17 protein-coding genes are annotated in these 19429 nt (G+C 44.4%); 7 read left to right on the forward strand and 10 right to left on the reverse strand.

What is annotated here, in order from left to right:
- Positions 1-126 precede the first annotated feature (126 nt).
- Entirely contained in the window at positions 127-573 is a 447-nt protein-coding gene (gene tnpA / locus ACU01J_RS12370; RefSeq protein WP_481083863.1) for an IS200/IS605 family transposase, read from the forward strand.
- Positions 574-655: 82 nt separating this feature from the next.
- On the opposite strand, the gene ACU01J_RS12375 is transcribed toward tnpA, so the two are convergent.
- From ACU01J_RS12375 to nagA, 5 genes are all read right to left on the reverse strand, one after another.
- Complete coding sequence (locus ACU01J_RS12375) at positions 656-2047, reverse strand: peptide MFS transporter (RefSeq protein ID WP_481085976.1); 1392 nt, start codon at positions 2045-2047, stop codon at positions 656-658.
- A 292-nt stretch (positions 2048-2339) separates the two neighbouring features.
- A complete protein-coding gene (gene asnB / locus ACU01J_RS12380; RefSeq protein WP_481085977.1) occupies positions 2340-4004 on the reverse strand; it encodes an asparagine synthase B in 1665 nt (554 codons plus the stop codon).
- 222 nt (positions 4005-4226) lie between these two features.
- The gene (locus ACU01J_RS12385) at positions 4227-5816 is read right to left on the reverse strand and encodes a cation:proton antiporter domain-containing protein (RefSeq protein ID WP_481085978.1); all 1590 of its coding nucleotides are present in this window, start codon (positions 5814-5816) and stop codon (positions 4227-4229) included.
- An 85-nt stretch (positions 5817-5901) separates the two neighbouring features.
- On the reverse strand, positions 5902-7116 hold the full coding sequence (gene nagC, locus ACU01J_RS12390) for a DNA-binding transcriptional regulator NagC (RefSeq protein ID WP_481085979.1): 1215 nt from the start codon (positions 7114-7116) through the stop codon (positions 5902-5904).
- Between the two features lie 2 nt (positions 7117-7118).
- Positions 7119-8255 (reverse strand): N-acetylglucosamine-6-phosphate deacetylase, encoded by a 1137-nt coding sequence (nagA, locus tag ACU01J_RS12395; RefSeq protein WP_481085980.1) that lies wholly within the window; start codon positions 8253-8255, stop codon positions 7119-7121.
- Positions 8256-8734: 479 nt separating this feature from the next.
- Here nagA and nagE point away from each other — a divergent pair, with 479 nt between their 5' ends.
- Both nagE and glnS read left to right on the forward strand, forming a co-directional pair.
- Positions 8735-10309, forward strand: coding sequence for an N-acetylglucosamine-specific PTS transporter subunit IIBC (gene nagE, locus ACU01J_RS12400; RefSeq protein WP_481085981.1), 1575 nt, complete (start codon positions 8735-8737; stop codon positions 10307-10309).
- 247 nt (positions 10310-10556) lie between these two features.
- Positions 10557-12227 carry a glutamine--tRNA ligase gene (glnS, locus tag ACU01J_RS12405; protein ID WP_481085982.1) on the forward strand — a complete coding sequence of 557 codons (1671 nt, stop codon included), beginning with the start codon at positions 10557-10559 and terminating at the stop codon, positions 12225-12227.
- A gap of 103 nt (positions 12228-12330) precedes the next feature.
- On the opposite strand, the gene fcrX is transcribed toward glnS, so the two are convergent.
- Entirely contained in the window at positions 12331-12780 is a 450-nt protein-coding gene (gene fcrX / locus ACU01J_RS12410; protein ID WP_408688094.1) for a ferric iron uptake transcriptional regulator FcrX, read from the reverse strand.
- A gap of 202 nt (positions 12781-12982) precedes the next feature.
- Here fcrX and ACU01J_RS12415 point away from each other — a divergent pair, with 202 nt between their 5' ends.
- Positions 12983-13483: a DUF4442 domain-containing protein gene (locus ACU01J_RS12415; protein ID WP_481085983.1), complete on the forward strand. Its 501-nt coding sequence runs from the start codon at positions 12983-12985 to the stop codon at positions 13481-13483.
- Positions 13484-13556: 73 nt separating this feature from the next.
- Here ACU01J_RS12415 and fldA read toward each other — a convergent pair whose 3' ends face one another.
- From fldA to ACU01J_RS12430, 3 genes are all read right to left on the reverse strand, one after another.
- Positions 13557-14090 (reverse strand): flavodoxin FldA, encoded by a 534-nt coding sequence (fldA, locus tag ACU01J_RS12420; protein ID WP_004413179.1) that lies wholly within the window; start codon positions 14088-14090, stop codon positions 13557-13559.
- A 42-nt stretch (positions 14091-14132) separates the two neighbouring features.
- Positions 14133-14354: a DUF2788 domain-containing protein gene (locus tag ACU01J_RS12425; protein WP_053440537.1), complete on the reverse strand. Its 222-nt coding sequence runs from the start codon at positions 14352-14354 to the stop codon at positions 14133-14135.
- Positions 14355-14447: 93 nt separating this feature from the next.
- Positions 14448-15212: an alpha/beta fold hydrolase gene (locus ACU01J_RS12430; RefSeq protein WP_481085984.1), complete on the reverse strand. Its 765-nt coding sequence runs from the start codon at positions 15210-15212 to the stop codon at positions 14448-14450.
- 92 nt (positions 15213-15304) lie between these two features.
- Between ACU01J_RS12430 and seqA the strand changes: the two genes are divergently transcribed.
- Positions 15305-15853, forward strand: a complete 549-nt coding sequence (gene seqA, locus ACU01J_RS12435; protein ID WP_481085985.1) for a replication initiation negative regulator SeqA — start codon at positions 15305-15307, stop codon at positions 15851-15853.
- 89 nt (positions 15854-15942) lie between these two features.
- Positions 15943-17589 carry a phosphoglucomutase (alpha-D-glucose-1,6-bisphosphate-dependent) gene (pgm, locus tag ACU01J_RS12440; protein ID WP_481085986.1) on the forward strand — a complete coding sequence of 549 codons (1647 nt, stop codon included), beginning with the start codon at positions 15943-15945 and terminating at the stop codon, positions 17587-17589.
- A 204-nt stretch (positions 17590-17793) separates the two neighbouring features.
- On the opposite strand, the gene ACU01J_RS12445 is transcribed toward pgm, so the two are convergent.
- The gene (locus ACU01J_RS12445; protein ID WP_481085987.1) at positions 17794-18543 is read right to left on the reverse strand and encodes a DUF1853 family protein; all 750 of its coding nucleotides are present in this window, start codon (positions 18541-18543) and stop codon (positions 17794-17796) included.
- Between the two features lie 122 nt (positions 18544-18665).
- Between ACU01J_RS12445 and ACU01J_RS12450 the strand changes: the two genes are divergently transcribed.
- Positions 18666-19424: a Nif3-like dinuclear metal center hexameric protein gene (locus ACU01J_RS12450; protein ID WP_481085988.1), complete on the forward strand. Its 759-nt coding sequence runs from the start codon at positions 18666-18668 to the stop codon at positions 19422-19424.
- Positions 19425-19429 lie beyond the last annotated feature (5 nt).

Genomic DNA, 19429 nt, shown 5'->3' on the forward strand with positions numbered 1-19429 from the left:
TTTTTATTTTCTAACCTTAAACCACCTTCTTTAGAAGGTGGTGATCGTTCCTTTGGGCTATGCCCGAAGAACGCTCATGTTCAAGATGTCCTCGGTTGTAACCAGCAAATGAAGGAAATAAAGAACATGAGCAAATATGAATCCGCCTCACACGTATATTATAGGTGTCAGTACCACATAGTCTGGACGCCAAAATACCGCCTGAAAATCTTGAAAGGCAATTTGGGTAAGGAGCTTTACCGAAGTATCTATATCTACAGTAATATGAAGAACTGTAAGGTTGTAGAGCTGAATGTTCAAGTAGACCACGTGCATCTGGTCGTGAGATTGCCACCTAGCTTGAGTGTTTCGACATATATGGGTTTTGTAAAAGGACGAACCGCAATTCGCTTGTTCAACAAATTTCCGTATTTAAGAAAGAAGAAATTATGGGGTAACAAATTTTGGCAAAGAGGCTACTTCGTTGATTCAGTAGGGATGAATGAGGAAATTATACGTAGGTATGTCCGGCACCAAGATCGTGTTGGAAAGGAAGAAGAAGAGCGTCAGATGCGGTTGGGGTTAGAAAACTAACAGTGAGCCCCCTTTTAGGGGGCCTTTCAAAGCCACCTGCTATGCAGGTGGATTTTTACTTTTCATAGGGAGTATGCTGCTGTTATGCGATTTGCGTTTGTTGTTCTTCAACCTGCTCAGCGTTACTCATTGGGCTTTCTGCACCATGCATCCAACGAACCAGTGTGTTAGAGAACAAGAGTAGGATGACACCTGATACAGTTGCTGTCACAGCAATACCACTAAAGATAGCCATTGCACCTAGTTCACCAACGTGAGAACCCACGTAGCCAGCAACGTAGTTAGCAATCGCATTAGAGCCAAACCAAGCGCCCATCATCAGTGATGCTAGACGTAGTGGGGCTAGTTTTGTCACCATAGAAAGGCCAATTGGCGATAAGCAAAGTTCACCAAGAGTATGGAAGAAAAACGCGCCAACTAACCATAGCATTGATGTTTTCACTGTAGTATCGCCACCTTGCTCCATTACCGCGCCGACCATACATAAGAAGCCAAGTGCTAGGAAGAACATAGCCACTCCAAATTTCACTGGAGAGCTTGGCTCACGCTTGCCGAGCTTAACCCATAACATGGCTAAGATAGGCGCTAGGGTAATAATGAAAAACGGGTTCAAAGATTGGAACCAAGCCGCTGGAACTTCAAATCCACCAATCATGCGGTCGGTGTATTGCTGAGTGTAGATGTTCATCAGGCCGCCTGCTTGCTCGAAACCTGCCCAGAATACGATAGTGAACAAGCCCATCACTAGAATAACTTTGATACGGTCAAACTCTTCTTTAGTCAGCGGCTCTTTCTTAGATGATGCCTTGATTACTAGATCACGCTTAGCAGCTGGTTCGCGGCCAATGTCACCCAACCAAGATTGAGCTAGGGTCATTTGCATAACGAGGCTAATCAACATGCCCACACCAGCAGCAACAAAGCCCGCTTTCCAACCAAATGAGTTAGTCACAGAGCCAGACACAACGCCTGCGAATAGCGCACCAAGGTTGATACCCATGTAGAAAATGGTAAAGGCACCGTCACGGCGGTTGTCGCCCTTTTGGTAAAGATCGCCTACCATGGTTGAGATGTTTGGCTTAAATAGACCGTTACCCGAAATCAACAGAGCAAGACCAAGGTAGAAGGTATGTAATGAGCCAAGACCAAGAGCATCTGCTGGTAATGCGAGAGTGAACTGCCCTGCGGCCATCAGAACACCACCAATTAAGATTGAGCGACGTTGGCCTAGATAGTTATCGGCTAAGTAACCGCCAATTAGGGGGGTAATGTAGACAAGTCCAGTATAGATGCCGTATAGGTCAAGGGCATCTTTGGTCGACCAGCCCAAGCCGCCATTCATGGTTGCGTCTGTTAAATAAAGCACTAGGATGGCGCGCATCGCGTAGTAAGAGAATCGCTCCCAAAGTTCGGTACCGAACAGTAGGAATAGGCCACGTGGGTGGCCGAAAAATTGATGATGTTGGTTTGTCATAAGTTTTATTAATGTTAGATATTATCGTTTTTTATTGGCTCCTACATATACTCTTTGGGTGCTTATACTGCAATCGGTGATAATCATCTATATTGTGAGGTTTGATTTATAAGATTATGATTTTTATATAATTAATTGTTATATTGTTCATGTATTGTTCGTGCTACAAACTTAGTTTCCAAAATTGAGCTGATTTGCAAGAATGTTATTACCATTGGTGGGGTGAATTTATTATTGGTTGGTTGATAAAAAAGCACCACTTGGGTGCCTTTAGAATGGAAATTATTAGTAGTTAGTATGCGTCGTTGTGGACACTTTGTACTGCTCTACCTGATGGGTCTGCCATGTTCTTAAATGACTCATCCCATTCAATCGCTTTAGCTGATGAACATGCTACCGATGGACCACCAGGAACACACTCTGCAGCTGATGGTAGTGGGAACAACTCTTCAAAGATCTCACGGTATACGTAACCCTCTTTCGTTGTTGGAGTGTTGTATGGGAAGCGGAATGCCGCCGTTTCCATTTGCTGGTCAGTAATTTTAGCTTCAGCTACCTCTTTTAGAGTGTCAATCCAGCTGTAACCAACACCGTCAGAGAACTGTTCTTTCTGGCGCCATGCGATTGCTTCTGGCAGGTAGTGTTCGAAACACTCACGTAGGATATGTTTCTCCATCTTACCGTTACCACACATCTTGTCTTCTGGGTTTAGGCGCATCGCTACGTCTATAAACTCTTTATCGAGGAAAGGCACACGACCTTCAACACCCCATGCCGCAAGCGATTTGTTCGCGCGAGCACAGTCAAACATGTTTAGGGCAAGCAGTTTACGTACTGTTTCTTCGTGGAACTCTTTTGCGTTTGGCGCTTTGTGGAAGTATAAATAACCGCCAAAGATCTCGTCTGCTCCTTCGCCTGAAAGTACCATTTTGATTCCCATAGCTTTGATCTTACGACCCATTAGGAACATTGGGGTAGAGGCACGGATGGTTGTGACGTCATACGTTTCAATGTGGTAGATAACGTCACGAATCGCATCTAGACCTTCTTGAATGGTGTAAGTCATCTCGTGGTGAACCGTACCGATTTGGTCTGCGACTTCACGTGCAGCTTTAAGATCGGGAGCGCCTTCAAGACCAACCGCAAATGAGTGAAGTTGAGGCCACCATGCTTCTGACTTTTCATCATCTTCAATACGCATTGCAGCGAAGCGTTTAGCAACCGCAGAAGTAATCGATGAATCTAGACCGCCTGAAAGGAGCACACCATAAGGTACGTCAGTCATTAGCTGGCGCTTAACTGCAGCTTCTAGTGCTTCAGTCAGTTCTTTTTTGCTCGTGGAGTTACCTTGTACAGCAGCGTACTCATTCCAGTCACGGATGTAGTAACGCTGAGGCGCCGAATCGGTAGAGCTGAAGTAGCTGCCCGGTGCGAATTCGCTAACTGTTTTACATACAGGCACTAGCGCTTTCATTTCTGAAGCGACGTAGTAGTTACCGTGCTCATCATGTCCTTGGTAAAGTGGGATAATGCCGATATGGTCACGACCCACTAGGTACTGATCTTTCTCTTCATCGTAAAGAACAAATGCGAAGATGCCGTTAAGCTCTTCAAGCAGATCTGCGCCCATATCTTGGTATAGCGCTAAGATTACTTCACAGTCTGAGTCTGTTTGGAAGTCGTACTTATCTTCGTAGCGTGCACGGATCTCTTTGTGGTTGTAGATCTCGCCATTCACTGCAAGGATGTGTTTTTTGTCTGGGCTATAAAGAGGCTGAGCACCACTATTTAAACCAACAATCGCTAAACGCTCATGCGCAAGAATTGCTTTTTCTGAAGAATAAATTCCAGACCAGTCTGGACCGCGATGGCGCAGTTTTTTAGACATTTCTAGTGCAATTGGACGTAGCGTTTCTGCATCACTCTTGATGTCTAAAATACCAAAAATCGAACACATACAACTTCCCTTTAAATTCATATTAACTTTCTAACTTCAATTTGCCATTTTGATTAAAAAAATCAACCGTGTTTGATTAAAAAAATAATCATAACGACATAATGGTGAATGAAATCTAATTAAAGCGCACTTTTGGTATATAAAATCTAGGTTTTGTTGTTTATTTGAACAGATGATGAAAAAGCCGCTCGAAATGAGCGGCTTAGTGCTGGGCTATGGAAATTAGTTTACTCGGTTAAATTCGGGTTGTAGCTGATCACATACATGTCGCGCAAAACCACTACCAGCTTCACTATAGATGTTGAAAGCGGCATCGACACCACCGTCAATTAGAGCTTCAAGCTGGTCAGGGTATTCAGCAATCGCGGCAATTTGCCCTTTAAAGTTTCGACGCTGAAGCTGTTCCAGTGCAATTTGGTTACCTTGGTGGTGCGGCATTGCCAATAGAACCAGCTTTACATTGGCGGTATCTAAAATACGCTCCCAGAAATCTGGGTCGGTTGCATCGCCGGAAATGACATTTCGTCCGTGCGTTTTGTGCTGATGAGCGGCATCTTCACGAACTTCGATACCTAAGCTGATTTTACCGTAGCGATTTCTCAACTCATCATAAGCACCAGTGCCGATACGTCCCATGCCCAAGATCAGCACCTGAGCGTGGCCTGGGTTAATAAGTTGGTCGCGAGTATTGAGCTTTTCTGCTGCGTGCTCGCGTAGCCATCGGCCAGAACGTTGGTATAAAGCATGGCCATGGCGATTAATTGGTGCAGCGAGAACAAACGAAATAGACACTGCAATGGCAAGTGCGACGAGAATGTCGCCACTCATCCAACCCATTTTAAACGCTAATCCACCCACGATTAGACCAAACTCACTGAAGTTAAATAGGCTTAATGAGGCAAGTAGCGACGTACGCACACGAAACTTAAAGGTGTTGAGTACAAGGAAGTAGAGAATACCTTTCAGAGGTAATAGCAATAGGAACAAAATCGCTAAAGCAAAACCCGATAAGGTTGGGCTGGCTGAAAGGCCAATATTAAGAAAGAAGCAAACAAGGAACAGCTCTTTCAAATTGAATAACGACTTGGATAGCTCTGAGGCTTTCTTATGCGCGGCGAGTAGCATGCCGAGAATCAGAGCACCTAGATCTGGCTTCATACCGACAAGCTCAAATAGGCCTGCACCAGCGACTAGGGCAAAGAAAATACCGAGTAGCACCAGCATCTCACCGTGGCCAACCCAATCCAGCATTTTGAAAAAGAGCGGTCTTAGTAGCGGCAGAGCAAATAAGCCGATGGCATACCACTCTGGAATTTTACCCGTTGAGGCGGTTAAGAACACAACGGCAAAGATGTCCTGCATCACCAATATACCAATAGCAATGGTACCGTAAGTGGCGTTCATCTCACCTTTTTCCTGCAATGATTTCACCGCGAAAACGGTGCTAGAGAAAGAGAGCGCAAAGCCAAGCAGAAGGATTTGGTCAATAGACATCGCTGCTAATGAGCTGATGCCTAAGAACTTAAAACAGAATAGGGCGAGGCTGAAAATAGCCGTCGATAACAGGTTATGAATGGTGGCGCCAGCCCAGATCTCTTTAGATAGTAAGGTTTTAATGTCTAATTTCAGACCGATAGTGAACAGTAATAATGTCACACCAAGATCGGCTAAAGTCACGATGGTATCGTCACTCTGGTAGCCCATTGCATGTAAACCAAAACCGGCAAGCAAGAATCCGACTAACGGGGGAAGGTTGCATTTGAGTGCAATAAAACCAGCTAAAAAAGCCGCTGAAATTAAGATGAGTTCCATATGTGTATTATTTCGTCCTAAAAAAACGGGCTACATGTCGTAGCCCGCTATTCTAACTCAATTAGTTGCTTACAGGGGGAGAAGATTAATCTTCTAACAATTTTTGTAACAATACCCCGTTTAGCATTGCACGTTTAATCATCGCAAACGCACCAAGGGTAGGCTGTTTGTCGATTTTTGATGCAACAATTGGTAAATCACTGTGGAAAGTGGTTAAAGATTGATTTTCGACATTACGACGAATCGCAGGGAAGACAATATCTTTACATTGGGTAATGTCGCCAGCGATGATGACTTTTTGCGGGTTAAACAAGTTAATGGTAATTGCGATCGCTTTACCTAGCTTGTTGCCAACACGGACTAAGCTCTGTTTTGCAAGTTCATCGCCAAGATTAGCATGCTCACATACATCGGAAATGTTAATCGTATCAAGCGTAGCTAGGCTGGATTCATAGCCCTGCTTGATAAGTTTATTGACGCGTTCAACAATTGCAGGGTTTGCCGCCACTGTTTCTAGACAACCGAAGTTACCGCATTGGCACTGCTCGCCTAATGGGTCGATTTGAATGTGCCCGATTTCACCTACGTTGCGGTTAAAGCCTAAGAAAACTTGGCCATTAACGATAATACCCGCCCCCGTACCACGGTGGACACTGACTAAAATAGAGTCTTGACAGTCTTGGCTCGCGCCAAAGTAATGTTCAGCTAATGCCATACCACGGACATCGTTGCCCACGAAACACTGCACATGAAATGACTTATGGATGATTTCTGATAGTGCTAGGTTGTCGATCGGAATGTTTGGCATGTACTCAACCACACCAGATTCTGGGTTAACCAGACCTGGAAGGATCACACCGATAGCGATGAGCTGGTTGATAGAGCTTTGATGAGTCTGGATAAACTGCTTGAGCTGAGTGAGCAGGCCCTCAATCAATTCATCTTGAGTGGTGTAAAAGAACTCACAGTAGTCGGAAGTAAGTTCTTTTCCGCCTAGGTCATAAAGACTGAACTGAATGTAGTCTCTGCCTAGGCGAATTGCGACTGAGTGGAACGGCTCTACCTCTGTCGTCAGAGAAATTGCGCGGCGACCACCTGTAGATGCTTGCTGCGCGACCTCTTTAATTAGGCCGCGTTCTAAAAGTTGGCGGGTGATTTTTGTAACACTTGCGGGTGCCAGTTGACTGACGTCGGCAACTTGGATCCTAGAAATAGGGCCTTGCTGGTCGATGAGTCTGTAAACTGCTGCACTATTTAGTTGTTTTACTAAATCTACGTTACCTATTTGTCCGCCATTCATTCTTAATTTTGCTCGTATTGTCCGTTAACAACCGTCGCCTGAACATTGAAGTCACGATCAAATACAGTGAGGTTTGCAACCATGCCTTTCTTCACTCGGCCTAGCTGCTCTTCAACACCGATTGCTTTTGCTGGGTACAAAGTAGCCATGCGTAGTGCTTCGTCCAGAGCGATTCCGACGTGCTCAACAGTATTTTGAACTGCTTCGATCATTGTAAGTGCTGAGCCGCCGAGTGTGCCATTTTCATCAACACACTTACCATCACGGTAATATACTTTCTTACCAACAAAAATAAAGTAATCCATGTCAGCGCCTGCAGGAGCTGTGGCATCGGTCACTAATACTAATTTTTCGCCCTTAATTTTGTGAGCGATACGAATGTTTGCGTAGTCAACATGGAAACCGTCAGCAATGATGCCGGCGTATACGTCTGGCGTATCGTAGATCGCGCCGACAACACCTGGTTCACGACCAACCATAGGGGTCATTGCATTGAATAGATGAGTAGCGAAAGTAATGCCTGCATTAAAGCCGCGACGTGCTTCCGCGTAAGTTGCATTAGTATGACCAATAGACACAACGATACCAGCTTGCTTGAGGCGTTCAATGTGTGCAGCTTCGTTGTGCTCAGGTGCTAGTGTTACTTTTGCAATCACGTCAGCGTTTTCGCACATGAAGTCGATCATGCTGTCATCCGAAGGGCGGATGAAATCAACGCTGTGGATGCCTTTTTTCGCAACGTTAAGGTATGGACCTTCAAGGTGCAGACCTAACGATTGGTTTTGGTACTTCGTGTGGTAGTCACGTGCAGCAGCAACTGCTTGACGCATATCTTCATCAGATGAGGTGATCAGCGTTGGTAGGAAGCTTGTACAGCCCGATTTTAGGTTAGCTTCGTGCATTATCTGCATGGTTTCTGCTGTGATTTCATCGTTCAGCATTACGCCACCACAACCATTTAACTGTAAGTCGATGAAGCCTGGACTAAGGTTAGCGCCATTTAGATCACGAGTCTCAATGCCTTCAGGAAGCTGTGAAATTGGACACACAGCATCAATAAGGTTGTTGTTAATGATAACAGCATGTTCAACGAGGACGTCGCTGCCGGTAAATATTTTACAGTTAGTTAGCGCATACATGGTTAGCTAATCCTTATAGGTCAGATTCTTAATACTTTTTAGCCGATTAAATGAAGTAAGTTCAATGAAAAGTTTTACTTTATTTGTAGCCTTCAATTAGGTCGCAAAATATCGTTTAGCAAACGAAAAAAGAGTCGTCTAAAGTCGATGTTATCCTTCGTCATTACTGAGGTTGCAAGAGATTAAGGTCGATGCCTATACCTCACTTGATACTAGATATAGCAACACTCGAAGTCTATTTATATTGAATAAGAGTAACTCGATTTCACTCTAATGAATGCTATTTTTTTGGATTGTAAAATAAGTTTTATGATCTCGCTAGCAAAAACCTTGAATATTGCCATTTTCTGGTGATTAGGATCACAAATGATGAGGTTTTAATTTGCGGAGCAAAATTAATATCATAAACTGAGCAGGACTAAATTGAGCGGCTAAAAAAAGTAGCTCAACATTACAAAATCCTATAGGGGGAACTTAAGGTGAATATTCTTGGATATGCGCAAAAGTTAGGTAAAGCTCTTATGCTGCCTATCGCAACGCTTCCAGTTGCGGCGCTCTTACTACGTTTGGGTCAACCTGACCTTTTAGATATTGCATTTATGGCATCTGCTGGTAATGCGATCTTTAGCCAACTACCACTACTTTTTGGTCTAGGTATCGCGATTGGTCTATCTAAAGATGGTCAAGGTGCAGCCGGTCTAGCTGGTGTGGTTGCTTACTTTGTAATTACTGCTACAGCAGCAACGATCGATTCAAGCGTTAATATGTCATTCTTTGGTGGTATCATTGCTGGTATCATCGCAGGCCATTCTTACAACGCTTTCCATGCGACACGTCTTCCTGAGTGGTTAGCATTTTTCTCTGGCAAACGTTTAGTACCAATCATGGCTGGTCTTTTCTCGTTAGTGGCAGGTGCTGTTGCTGGGGTTGTATGGCCAACAATTCAAGGTGGTCTTGACGCTCTAGCACATGCTGTTTCTACTTCAGGTGCAGTTGGTCAGTTCGTTTACGGTACTCTTAACCGTGCACTTATCCCTGTGGGTCTACACCACGTATTAAACTCTTACTTCTGGTTCGGTATGGGAACATGTCAAGAGGTTCTAGTTACTGGTGCTCAATCAGCTGGTCAAGCTCTTCCTGCACTACAACAGTTGTGTGTCGATCCTGCTCTAGCTAAAACTCTTGTTGCAGGTCAATCTCACACATTTGAATTCGCTAATTCTGTTACTCCAGAAATCACTGCAACTGTTAAAGAAGTCACAGAGACAATTAAAACTGGTGACTTAAACCGTTACTTCGGTGGCGACAAGTCTGCTGGCGTATTCATGAACGGCTTCTTCCCAGTAATGATGTTCGGTCTACCAGGTGCTGCATTAGCAATGTACCTAGCCGCTCCAGTTGAAAAGCGTAGCCAAGTTGGTGGTGCACTATTCTCAGTAGCTTTCTGTTCATTCCTAACAGGTATTACTGAGCCACTAGAATTCATGTTCGTATTCCTAGCTCCTGCTCTATACGCAATGCACGCTGTATTCACCGGTCTATCTCTAGTTGTTGCGAATATGTTTGGTACGCTACACGGCTTTGGTTTCTCTGCTGGTCTAATCGACTTCGTACTGAACTGGGGTCTAGCAACTAAACCGTTTACTCTACTACTAATCGGTCTAGGCTTTGGTGCTCTATACTTCTTCACATTCTCATTCGCTATCCGCGCATTCAACCTGAAATCGCCAGGTCGTGAAGATGACGACGAACAGACTTCAGCGGCTCCTGCAGGCGATGCGAAAAAGGGTGACCTAGCGCGTCAATACCTAAAAGCTCTAGGTGGCCACGATAACCTAACGTCAATCGACGCTTGTATCACTCGTCTACGTCTTACTCTTAAAGACCGCTCTGTAGCTGACGAAGTAGTACTTAAGAAGCTTGGTGCGAAGGGTGTAGTTAAACTAGGTGAGAATAACCTTCAAGTTATCCTTGGTCCTCTAGCTGAAATCGTTGCTGGTGAAATGAAAGCAATCGGTGCTAATGAAGACCTTTCTGATGTAAAACTTCCTTAGTAACCACTGGTTAATAAGTAAGTGATAAAAGCCTCCTTCGGGAGGCTTTTTTGCGTTTGGCGCTTAAGGAGAGATGAACAATGCTAGCTTCTTAACCAGACAATGAAAAAAAAAGTGTTTTCAGTCGAGATATTGTTGTGTAATCCACCAGAATTGTGGATCATTAGACGTTATGTACTTGACGGCTATTGAAGTCGTCAAAGTAAAGAATTATCTGAACAATACTACAACAATTGAGGTGCTATAGATGAGTGAAGCTGAGGCTCGTCCATCGAATTTCATTCGCCAAATCATCGATAAAGATTTAGCGGATGGTACACACACAAGCGTGCATACTCGTTTCCCACCAGAGCCGAACGGTTATCTGCATATCGGTCACGCTAAGTCAATTTGCTTGAACTTCGGTATTGCTCAGGACTACCAGGGTCAGTGTAATCTACGTTTTGATGACACTAACCCAGAAAAAGAAGACGTTGAATACGTTGAGTCAATTAAGAATGATGTGAGTTGGTTGGGCTTTGAGTGGAGTGGTGATGTATGTTACTCATCAAACTACTTCGACAAGCTATACGGCTACGCAGTGGAATTAATTAACAAAGGCTTAGCGTACGTTGAAGAGCTAAGTCCTGAGCAGATCCGCGAGTACCGTGGCACACTTACTCAACCAGGTAAGCCAAGCCCATACCGTGATCGTACGCCAGAAGAAAACCTAGCGCTATTTGAAAAAATGCGTGACGGTGGCTTTGAAGAAGGCAAAGCATGTCTACGTGCGAAGATTGATCTAGCGTCTTCTTTCATCGTGCTACGCGATCCAGTTCTATACCGTGTTCGTTTTGCAGAGCATCACCAAACTGGTGATAAGTGGTGCATTTACCCAATGTACGATTTCACGCACTGTATTTCTGATGCGCTAGAGGGCATTACGCACTCTATCTGTACGCTTGAGTTCCAAGACAACCGTCGTCTATACGATTGGGTTCTAGACAACATCACGATTGATTGTCAGCCTCGTCAGTACGAGTTCAGCCGTCTAAACCTTGAATATACAGTAATGTCTAAGCGTAAGCTAAACCAACTAGTGACTGAGAAATTAGTTGATGGTTGGGATGACCCTCGTATGCCGACTATTTCAGGCCTACGTCGTCGTGGCTTTACCTCTGCGTCAATTCGTGAATTCTGTAAGCGTATTGGTGTAACTAAGCAAGACAACATGATTGAAATGAGCTCACTAGAGTCTTGTATTCGTGATGACTTGAATGAAAACGCACCACGTGCAATGGCGGTACTTGATCCAGTTAAGATCGTTATTGAAAACTTCGAAGAAGGTAAGGTTGAGTCACTAACAGTGGCAAACCACCCGAACAAACCAGAAATGGGTGAGCGTGAAGTTCCATTTACTCGTGAAGTGTGGATTGAGCGTGAAGACTTCCGTGAAGAAGCGAACAAGAAGTACAAGCGTCTTGTTCTAGGCAAAGAAGTTCGTCTACGTGGCGCTTACGTGATCAAAGCTGAACGCATTGAGAAAGATGCAGAAGGCAATATTACCACTATCTTCTGTAGCTACGATGCTGATACGCTAGGTAAGAACCCAGAAGATGGCCGTAAAGTAAAAGGTGTTATTCACTGGGTATCGGCGGACAAAGGCCTTCCAGCTGAAATTCGTCTATACGATCGTCTATTTACTGTGCCTAACCCGGCGGCAGCAGACAACTTTGCTGAGACAATTAACCCGGATTCACTAGTTAAGCTAAATGGTTTTGTTGAACCAAGCCTAGCGAGTGCAGAAGCAGAAGCTGGTTTCCAGTTCGAGCGTATGGGTTACTTCTGCGCGGATGCAAAAGAGTCTAAAGCGGATGCTTTGGTCTTTAACCGCACAGTAGGTTTGCGTGATACTTGGGCTAAAATCGAAGCTAAGTAAGCAACTGCTCTAAATAAAAATGCCAGTCAAACGACTGGCATTTTTGTATCTATACTCTGCAGATAAAAGAAAAGCGCTCATTGAGATTGAGCGCTTTTTAAGATTACTTCTTCGGCTTGTGAGCGTCAGGGTTATCTTTACAGCTTCCATCACCACACTTACCGTAGAGGTAAAGACTGTGGTTAGTTAGCGTCACATTGTATTTTTCAGCGATTTCTTTTTGACGCTCTTCAATGATGTCATCAGAAAACTCGATTACTTCACCACAATCTAAACAAACAAGGTGGTCGTGGTGGTGCTGAGTCGATAATTCAAACACTGACTTTCCACCTTCAAAGTGGTGGCGAGTCACGATACCTGCATCATCAAATTGGTTTAATACGCGATATACTGTCGCAAGGCCAATTTCTTCACCTAGGTCGATCAGTTTTTTGTACAGTTCTTCAGCACTGATATGTTGGCAGTCAGGTTGCTGTAATACTTCTAAAATCTTCAGTCTTGGAAGGGTAACTTTAAGACCAGCATCCTTTAGCGCTTGGTTATTGTCTGACATATACTTTCCTGTTGATGAGCTGCAGTAATTAACAGAATCCAATATTCCTATCATTATAGGGTACTACACAATAACAATAAACCACGAACTTCAAGGGGTTACTACTATTTTTTTATAAAGTGGTGTGATGTCACTGATATGTGACATCCGACCAGTTACAATTGATTAACAAATGAAAGGAGCTTGTACTTAAGGACTGAGAATGAATAAGTCATTAGCCAAAATATATAAGCCGAATGTGGTGAAGTTTGCACTCAATAGTTGGCCGCCTTTTTGGGGAGCCGGAATTAAAATACTATCGATCAGCGATGATTTCCGCGAGGTGAAGATGAGATTAAAGCTTCGCTGGTGGAATAAAAATGCCAATCGTACTCAGTATGGTGGCAGTATTTTTTCTCTCACCGATCCTGTCTATTCGTTGATGTTGATGGGGATTCTGGGTGAGCAATATTATGTGTGGGATAAAGAGGCGAGTATCAATTTTATCAAGCCTGGCCAGAGTGACCTTTTTGCTGACTTTTGTGTGAGTCAGGATCAACTGCAAGATATTCTCAACAAGACGGCTAACGGGGATAAGTGTTTTCCTGAATTTATCACCTACGTAAAGGATAAAAACGGCACTGTGGTGTCAGAAGTCCAGCGTAAACTCTATGTCCGCAAAAAGCCCAAATACCGAGAAGAGAGCGAAGAGCAGCTTGCTTAGCGGCAATAGGGTTAAAACCAGATACAAAAAAACCTCCCACTGGGAGGTTTTTAAATTGCCTTGGAAGAAGGTATTAGTCTTCTAGCTCAGCTAAGCACATCTCTTCGTGGATCTGCTTACACCAGTTGTTAACGCGCTCTTCAGTCAGTTCTGGTTGACGATCTTCATCAATACACAGACCAACAAATAGACTGTCGTCGCCTTCAACAAGACCTTTCGACGCTTCAAATTCGTAGCCGTCAGTTGAAGTGTGGCCAAGGATAGTGCCACCTTTCGCTTCAACGATGTCACGAACTGTGCCCATCGCATCACAGAAGTACTCTGCGTAATCTTCTTGGTCACCACAACCGAAGATAGCGACTAGCTTAGTTGAGAAATCGATCTGCTCAAGTTCTGGGAAGAAATCATCCCAGTCACATTGTGCTTCACCGTAGTACCACGTTGGGATACCTAGAAGCAGAAGATCGAAGTTGTCGATGTCTTCTTTGCTGCTTTTTGCGATGTCTTGAACGTGAACTAGTTGTTTACCTAGTTGCTTTTGAATCATCTTTGCAACAGCTTCAGTGTTACCTGTGTCGCTACCAAAGAAGATGCCTACACTTGCCATAGATTCGTTACCTTTACTATTTTCTGTTGTAGTGTCGACCAATTAGCCGAGACCACCACCTTCCCAGCTTAGCTGAATAATGCCTTTAGCAATAAAACCAGCACAGCCAAGGAATAGGACTAACCATACAATGCGACGACCGAAAGGGGGGACATTACCCGCTTTTAAGACATCTTTTATCGCCATACCAATTAAGAAAAAGATAGACGCAAAAAGTAGATCGAGACCAATTGACTCGAGCATGTTCATGTAGTCGTAAAGCATGGGTTCCCTTTATGCCAAATTACTTGCGCGGAACTATACCACTGTTAACAGATAAAGTTAACGGCCAGAGCGTAACAGATCTCTCATTCTGTTTTAGGCGATGAATTTACGAATCGCGCGTAGAACTTCAGCAGGCTTTTCTGCATGTAACCAGTGCCCAGTATTGGCGATAACATGGGCTTTGGCATTGTGGAACTGACTTTGAACGTCGGCTTGGTGTTCGGTGGTTAAATAGTCAGAATCGCCACCTTTTAGAAACAACGTTGGAGTGTCAATTGGGGCAATTGGCTCCCAGCCTAAAATATCCCAGTAGTTGTTCCAAAGGCTAGTGACGTTAAAGCGCCAAGCTAGGTGTTCGCCATTGTTAAACAATGATTTACCAAGAAACTGTCTTACTCCTTCAAGCTCAATATGTTCGGCAAGGATGTCGAGTGCTTGCTTTCTGTTTGCTGGTTGCTGCGCTTCGACCGCTTTCAGGCCATTAAACACATTGTCATGACGACTTTCGCGGTATTTTACTGGCGCCATATCAAGCACCAATAGCTTGGCAATATTGCCTCTATCTATGTCAGCGAGCTTCATTGCCACTTTACCACCCATTGAGTGACCAACGACAATGTAGTTAGACAGCGCCAAGTGCTTCACAACATCAAGCACATCTTGAGCCATTAGCGCGTAGTTGTGGGCTTCGGTGTGCAGAGATAAGCCATGGTTGCGCAGGTCGATGCTAACCACCTGATGATCTTGTCTTAGATCCCGTGCAAGTAGACCTAGGTTATCTAAGTTTCCAAACAATCCGTGGATCAGAACAATGGTGTGACCCTCACCTTCGACTTTGTAGTTGAGCAGATGTGACATTTTATTTTATTCGTTACAGGTAAACCGTAGAGTCTCTTTAAAGATCTCGCTATAATCCCCCAGAGTTTAAACATAGAGATTGTGAAAAGCGAATGAAAACAATTGAGGTTGATGAGGATCTATACCGTTACATCGCAAGTCAGACCCAGGACATCGGTGAAAGTGCTTCGGACATTTTGCGTCGTCTTTTAATGACAGATGCGAAAGATCCTGCTCCAGCAGCACAACAGCCGCAGGTTATGGCGCAACCAAAAGGTGTTGTGGTTAGTAAAGATGCAATTAAAGAAGAGTCTGTAGATAGTGTGAAAGAGATGCGCTCACTGCTCATTTCTGACGAATTTGCGGGCCTTAAGAAAGCGATCGATCGTTTTATGTTGGTTCTATCAACACTGCATCACATTAACCCGAGTGATTTCTCTGAAGCAACAAAAGTAAAAGGTCGCAAGCGCGTTTACTTTGCTGATAATGAGCAGACACTTCTGGCTAACGGTAATACGACTAAGCCAAAAGCTATTCCGGGTTCTCCATTTTGGGTGATTACCAATAACAACACTAGCCGAAAAAGGCAGATGGTTGACCAACTGATGACGCGAATGAATTTCCCATCAGATCTGATTGAGAAGGTCACTAACTCAATTTAAATAATTCTGATTAGAACCTCATAATGCGCGGCTTAGTTAACGTATTATGAGGTTTTTTATTTCTCATTATTTTAAGAAAGGATGTCAAAATGGCTATGCACCCACGAGCGGGACAAAAAGCTCAACAGCAAGATCTGCATAATATTCCAGCCCTCGTCGCGAACTACTTCCTCCTTCAGCCAGACCCAAAAAATCCAGAGCACAAAGTTGAATTCGGTACATCTGGTCACCGCGGTACGGCGGATAAATCAACATTTAATGAACACCATATTTTGGCTATCGCTCAAGCGGTCGCTGAAGTTCGTGCGCAGAAGGGGACAACAGGTCCACTTTTTGTTGGGAAAGATACCCATGCGTTGTCTGAGCCTGCATTCTCGACCGTTGTTGAAGTCCTCATTGCTAACGGTGTAGAAGTGATTGTTCAGCAAGACAATGGCTATACTCCGACTCCGGGTGTTTCTCACGCTATTTTGACGCATAACCTTAAGCACGATGACAAAGCCGATGGCATCGTTATCACGCCATCACACAACCCACCACAAGACGGCGGTATTAAATACAACCCGACACACGGTGGTCCTGCGGAAGGTGAACTCACTCAAGCAATTCAAGATCGTGCTAACGTTCTTATCGCTGAAGGTCTTCAGGGCGTAAGACGTATGCCTCTGGATCAGGCGAAAGCATCAGAGCTATTCAAGCAGATTGATCTTGTAAAGCCATACATTGATGACCTAGTAAATGTGATCGATATGGAAGCGATCCAAAAAGCCAACCTTAAACTGGGCGTGGATCCACTCGGAGGTAGCGGTATCGACTACTGGCGTCAAATTGGCCAAACGTACAATCTGAATCTTACGCTAGTGAGCGAAGCGATCGACCCATCATTCCAGTTTATGTCACTGGATAAAGATGGCGTGGTTCGTATGGACTGTTCATCTCCTTATGCGATGGCAGGTTTACTCGCACTAAAAGATGAGTATGACCTAGCGTTTGGTAATGACCCAGATTACGACCGTCATGGTATCGTGACGCCAAAAGGTCTGATGAACCCTAACCATTTCTTAGCAGTATGTATTGATTACTTATACCGTCACCGCGAAGGTTGGGGTAAAGACGTCGCTGTTGGTAAGACCTTGGTATCAAGTGCGCTAATTGACCGTGTTGTTGCAGACCTTGGTCGCGAACTGTGTGAAGTGCCAGTTGGTTTCAAATGGTTTGTTGATGGTCTTTATCAAGGTAAATTCGGCTTTGGTGGTGAAGAGTCTGCGGGCGCTTCATTGCTACGTAAAGACGGTACGCCGTGGTCTACAGATAAAGATGGTATCATTCTGTGTCTGCTAGCCGCTGAGATTACTGCAGTGACGGGTAAGAACCCGCAAGAGTACTACGAAGAGCTTGCGGCGAAACATGGTGCGTCTGAATACAACCGCATTCAAGCTGTGGCAAATGGCCCGCAAAAAGCCGTGCTATCTAAGCTTTCTGCTGAAATGGTAACGGCAGAGACGCTAGCAGGTGAGGCAATTACGGCTCGTCTAACTCATGCGCCGGGTAATGGCGCTGCGATTGGTGGTCTTAAAGTGACCACTGAAAATGGCTGGTTTGCGGCGCGTCCATCGGGCACTGAAGATATTTACAAAATCTACTGCGAGAGCTTTAAAGGTGCCGAGCACTTAAAGCAGATCGAAGCAGAAGCGCAAGAGATCGTAAATCAGGTATTTGCTAACGCAGGCCTGTAATTTAGGCTATTAACTGTTGTATTAAGGGCTGACAAATTGTCAGCCCTTTTTTATTGGAAGTTAGGTCATTCCATAGACCGAAGAATGAGGGAGTAGGGAATCTCATATAATTGCCGACATACTTAAAGAGATCTCCAACTCGTTCGTGCCTCACTCTCGAGGATGACGATAGTTGCAATGCAGGTAGCTCTTATCGTGTATTTATTAACTCGGCCAACTATCGGGCACAACAAACCAAAATTGGCCACCTTTGGTTTGCGCATGAACAAATCGTCCATTGGGTTTGTCGATTGGGCTATTGAATTCTTCCAAACCAATAGCCCACAGTGGCTTTTCGAGTTCATAGAGCGGCTCATTAATTTGTGCCCACTGACTCTGATAACACCAATAGCCAGTGATTTGGCTAGGGTTTATCGTAAACCCTAGGCACTCTTTTGGAATCCTCTCTGGTGAAAAAGGATTGATATAAAGACGCCCTTGGATTAACAGATGCTCGGTGAGATCAGAGTAGTGAGGGTACTGTTCAAGGAATTCCGGAGATGCACTCATTTTTAATTGATGAGAGAGCATTCTAGCGAGCTTTTTATCTAGCTGATCGTGGGCGTTCGGTCCATACCAAATGCCTTGATGTAATAGATAGAATTTAATCGCGACTTCCCAGTGTTCTTTCTGCTGTGACTCAAGGTTATCCAGAATGAGATCAATTGCGCCTAGGGTCTGGCCTGACGCTTTGTTGATTTGAATCTCTTCTTCGAGCAGCGAATACTTTTCACTATTACTAATGAGCTCTGTGCATAGGTGTTGGTAGATGAAGCCTAGTCGAGGATTCCCTTCATAATATTCTTGTTTTAAAGGAGTGATCGTCAGCGCTTTGACATCGACAAATGGCGGTGTCCGTTTAAATAGCGATGGCGTTTCATGGACCCAGTGATAAAAACGTTGTAAAGCGTTCATCCTTAAACCTATATCTGCTCAAACGTCACTATTGTAGCTAGGTGCTGGTAAGGTTGCTATGGTTCGAATACACTTTGCTGACAAAGATAAAGCGCAATGTTAGCAATTAGATGGAAGCTGTCATGAACAACTTACAATTAGAAAAAATCCTCAACGAAAAGCTCTCTCCGCAGCTAATTAAAGACTATGCACCTAACGGCTTGCAGGTTGAAGGTAAAGAGCAGATTAAAAAGGTCGTAACGGGCGTGACGGCTTCACAGGCATTAATTGATAAAGCGATAGAGCTCAATGCTGACGCACTTTTAGTTCATCATGGCTATTTTTGGAAAGGTGAACCTGAGCCGATTCGCGGCATGAAAGGTAAGCGTATCCGCACATTGATTAAGAACGATGTCAACTTATTGGGTTACCACCTTCCACTGGATATCCACCCTGAACTTGGCAACAACGCTGAACTGGCACGTTTGTTAGATATAGAAGTGGAAGGCGGCCTTGAAGGTCACCCACAATCTGTGGCGATGTTTGGTCGACTAAAAACGCCGATGACAGGTGCTGAATTCGCCAGCAAGATTAACCAAGTTCTTAAGCGTGAGCCTTTGCATATTGCGCCAGATAACGCTGATAAGATGATTGAAACGGTTGGTTGGTGTACTGGTGGCGGTCAAGACTATATCGAGCTCGCGGTGCAAAATGGCCTAGATGCTTTTGTATCTGGTGAGATCTCTGAGCGTACGACTTACTCGGCGCGTGAGCAAGGTATCCATTACTTTGCAGCAGGCCACCACGCGACTGAGCGTTACGGAATTAAAGCGTTAGGTGAATGGTTGGCAAAAGAACACGGTTTGGATGTCGAGTTTATCGATATTGATAATCCGGTTTAACACCG

It is taken from the genome of Vibrio sp. 2433-A1, assembly GCF_056726085.1.

Coding starts and splice junctions, on each gene's coding strand:
- tnpA (WP_481083863.1), top strand. CDS start 127: ATGAGCAAATATGAATCCGCCTCACACGTATATTATAGGTGTCAGTAC.
- ACU01J_RS12375 (WP_481085976.1), bottom strand. CDS start 2,047: ATGACAAACCAACATCATCAATTTTTCGGCCACCCACGTGGCCTATTC.
- asnB (WP_481085977.1), bottom strand. CDS start 4,004: ATGTGTTCGATTTTTGGTATTTTAGACATCAAGAGTGATGCAGAAACG.
- ACU01J_RS12385 (WP_481085978.1), bottom strand. CDS start 5,816: ATGGAACTCATCTTAATTTCAGCGGCTTTTTTAGCTGGTTTTATTGCA.
- nagC (WP_481085979.1), bottom strand. CDS start 7,116: ATGAATGGCGGACAAATAGGTAACGTAGATTTAGTAAAACAACTAAAT.
- nagA (WP_481085980.1), bottom strand. CDS start 8,255: ATGTATGCGCTAACTAACTGTAAAATATTTACCGGCAGCGACGTCCTC.
- glnS (WP_481085982.1), top strand. CDS start 10,557: ATGAGTGAAGCTGAGGCTCGTCCATCGAATTTCATTCGCCAAATCATC.
- fcrX (WP_408688094.1), bottom strand. CDS start 12,780: ATGTCAGACAATAACCAAGCGCTAAAGGATGCTGGTCTTAAAGTTACC.
- ACU01J_RS12415 (WP_481085983.1), top strand. CDS start 12,983: ATGAATAAGTCATTAGCCAAAATATATAAGCCGAATGTGGTGAAGTTT.
- fldA (WP_004413179.1), bottom strand. CDS start 14,090: ATGGCAAGTGTAGGCATCTTCTTTGGTAGCGACACAGGTAACACTGAA.
- ACU01J_RS12425 (WP_053440537.1), bottom strand. CDS start 14,354: ATGCTTTACGACTACATGAACATGCTCGAGTCAATTGGTCTCGATCTA.
- ACU01J_RS12430 (WP_481085984.1), bottom strand. CDS start 15,212: ATGTCACATCTGCTCAACTACAAAGTCGAAGGTGAGGGTCACACCATT.
- seqA (WP_481085985.1), top strand. CDS start 15,305: ATGAAAACAATTGAGGTTGATGAGGATCTATACCGTTACATCGCAAGT.
- pgm (WP_481085986.1), top strand. CDS start 15,943: ATGGCTATGCACCCACGAGCGGGACAAAAAGCTCAACAGCAAGATCTG.
- ACU01J_RS12445 (WP_481085987.1), bottom strand. CDS start 18,543: ATGAACGCTTTACAACGTTTTTATCACTGGGTCCATGAAACGCCATCG.
- ACU01J_RS12450 (WP_481085988.1), top strand. CDS start 18,666: ATGAACAACTTACAATTAGAAAAAATCCTCAACGAAAAGCTCTCTCCG.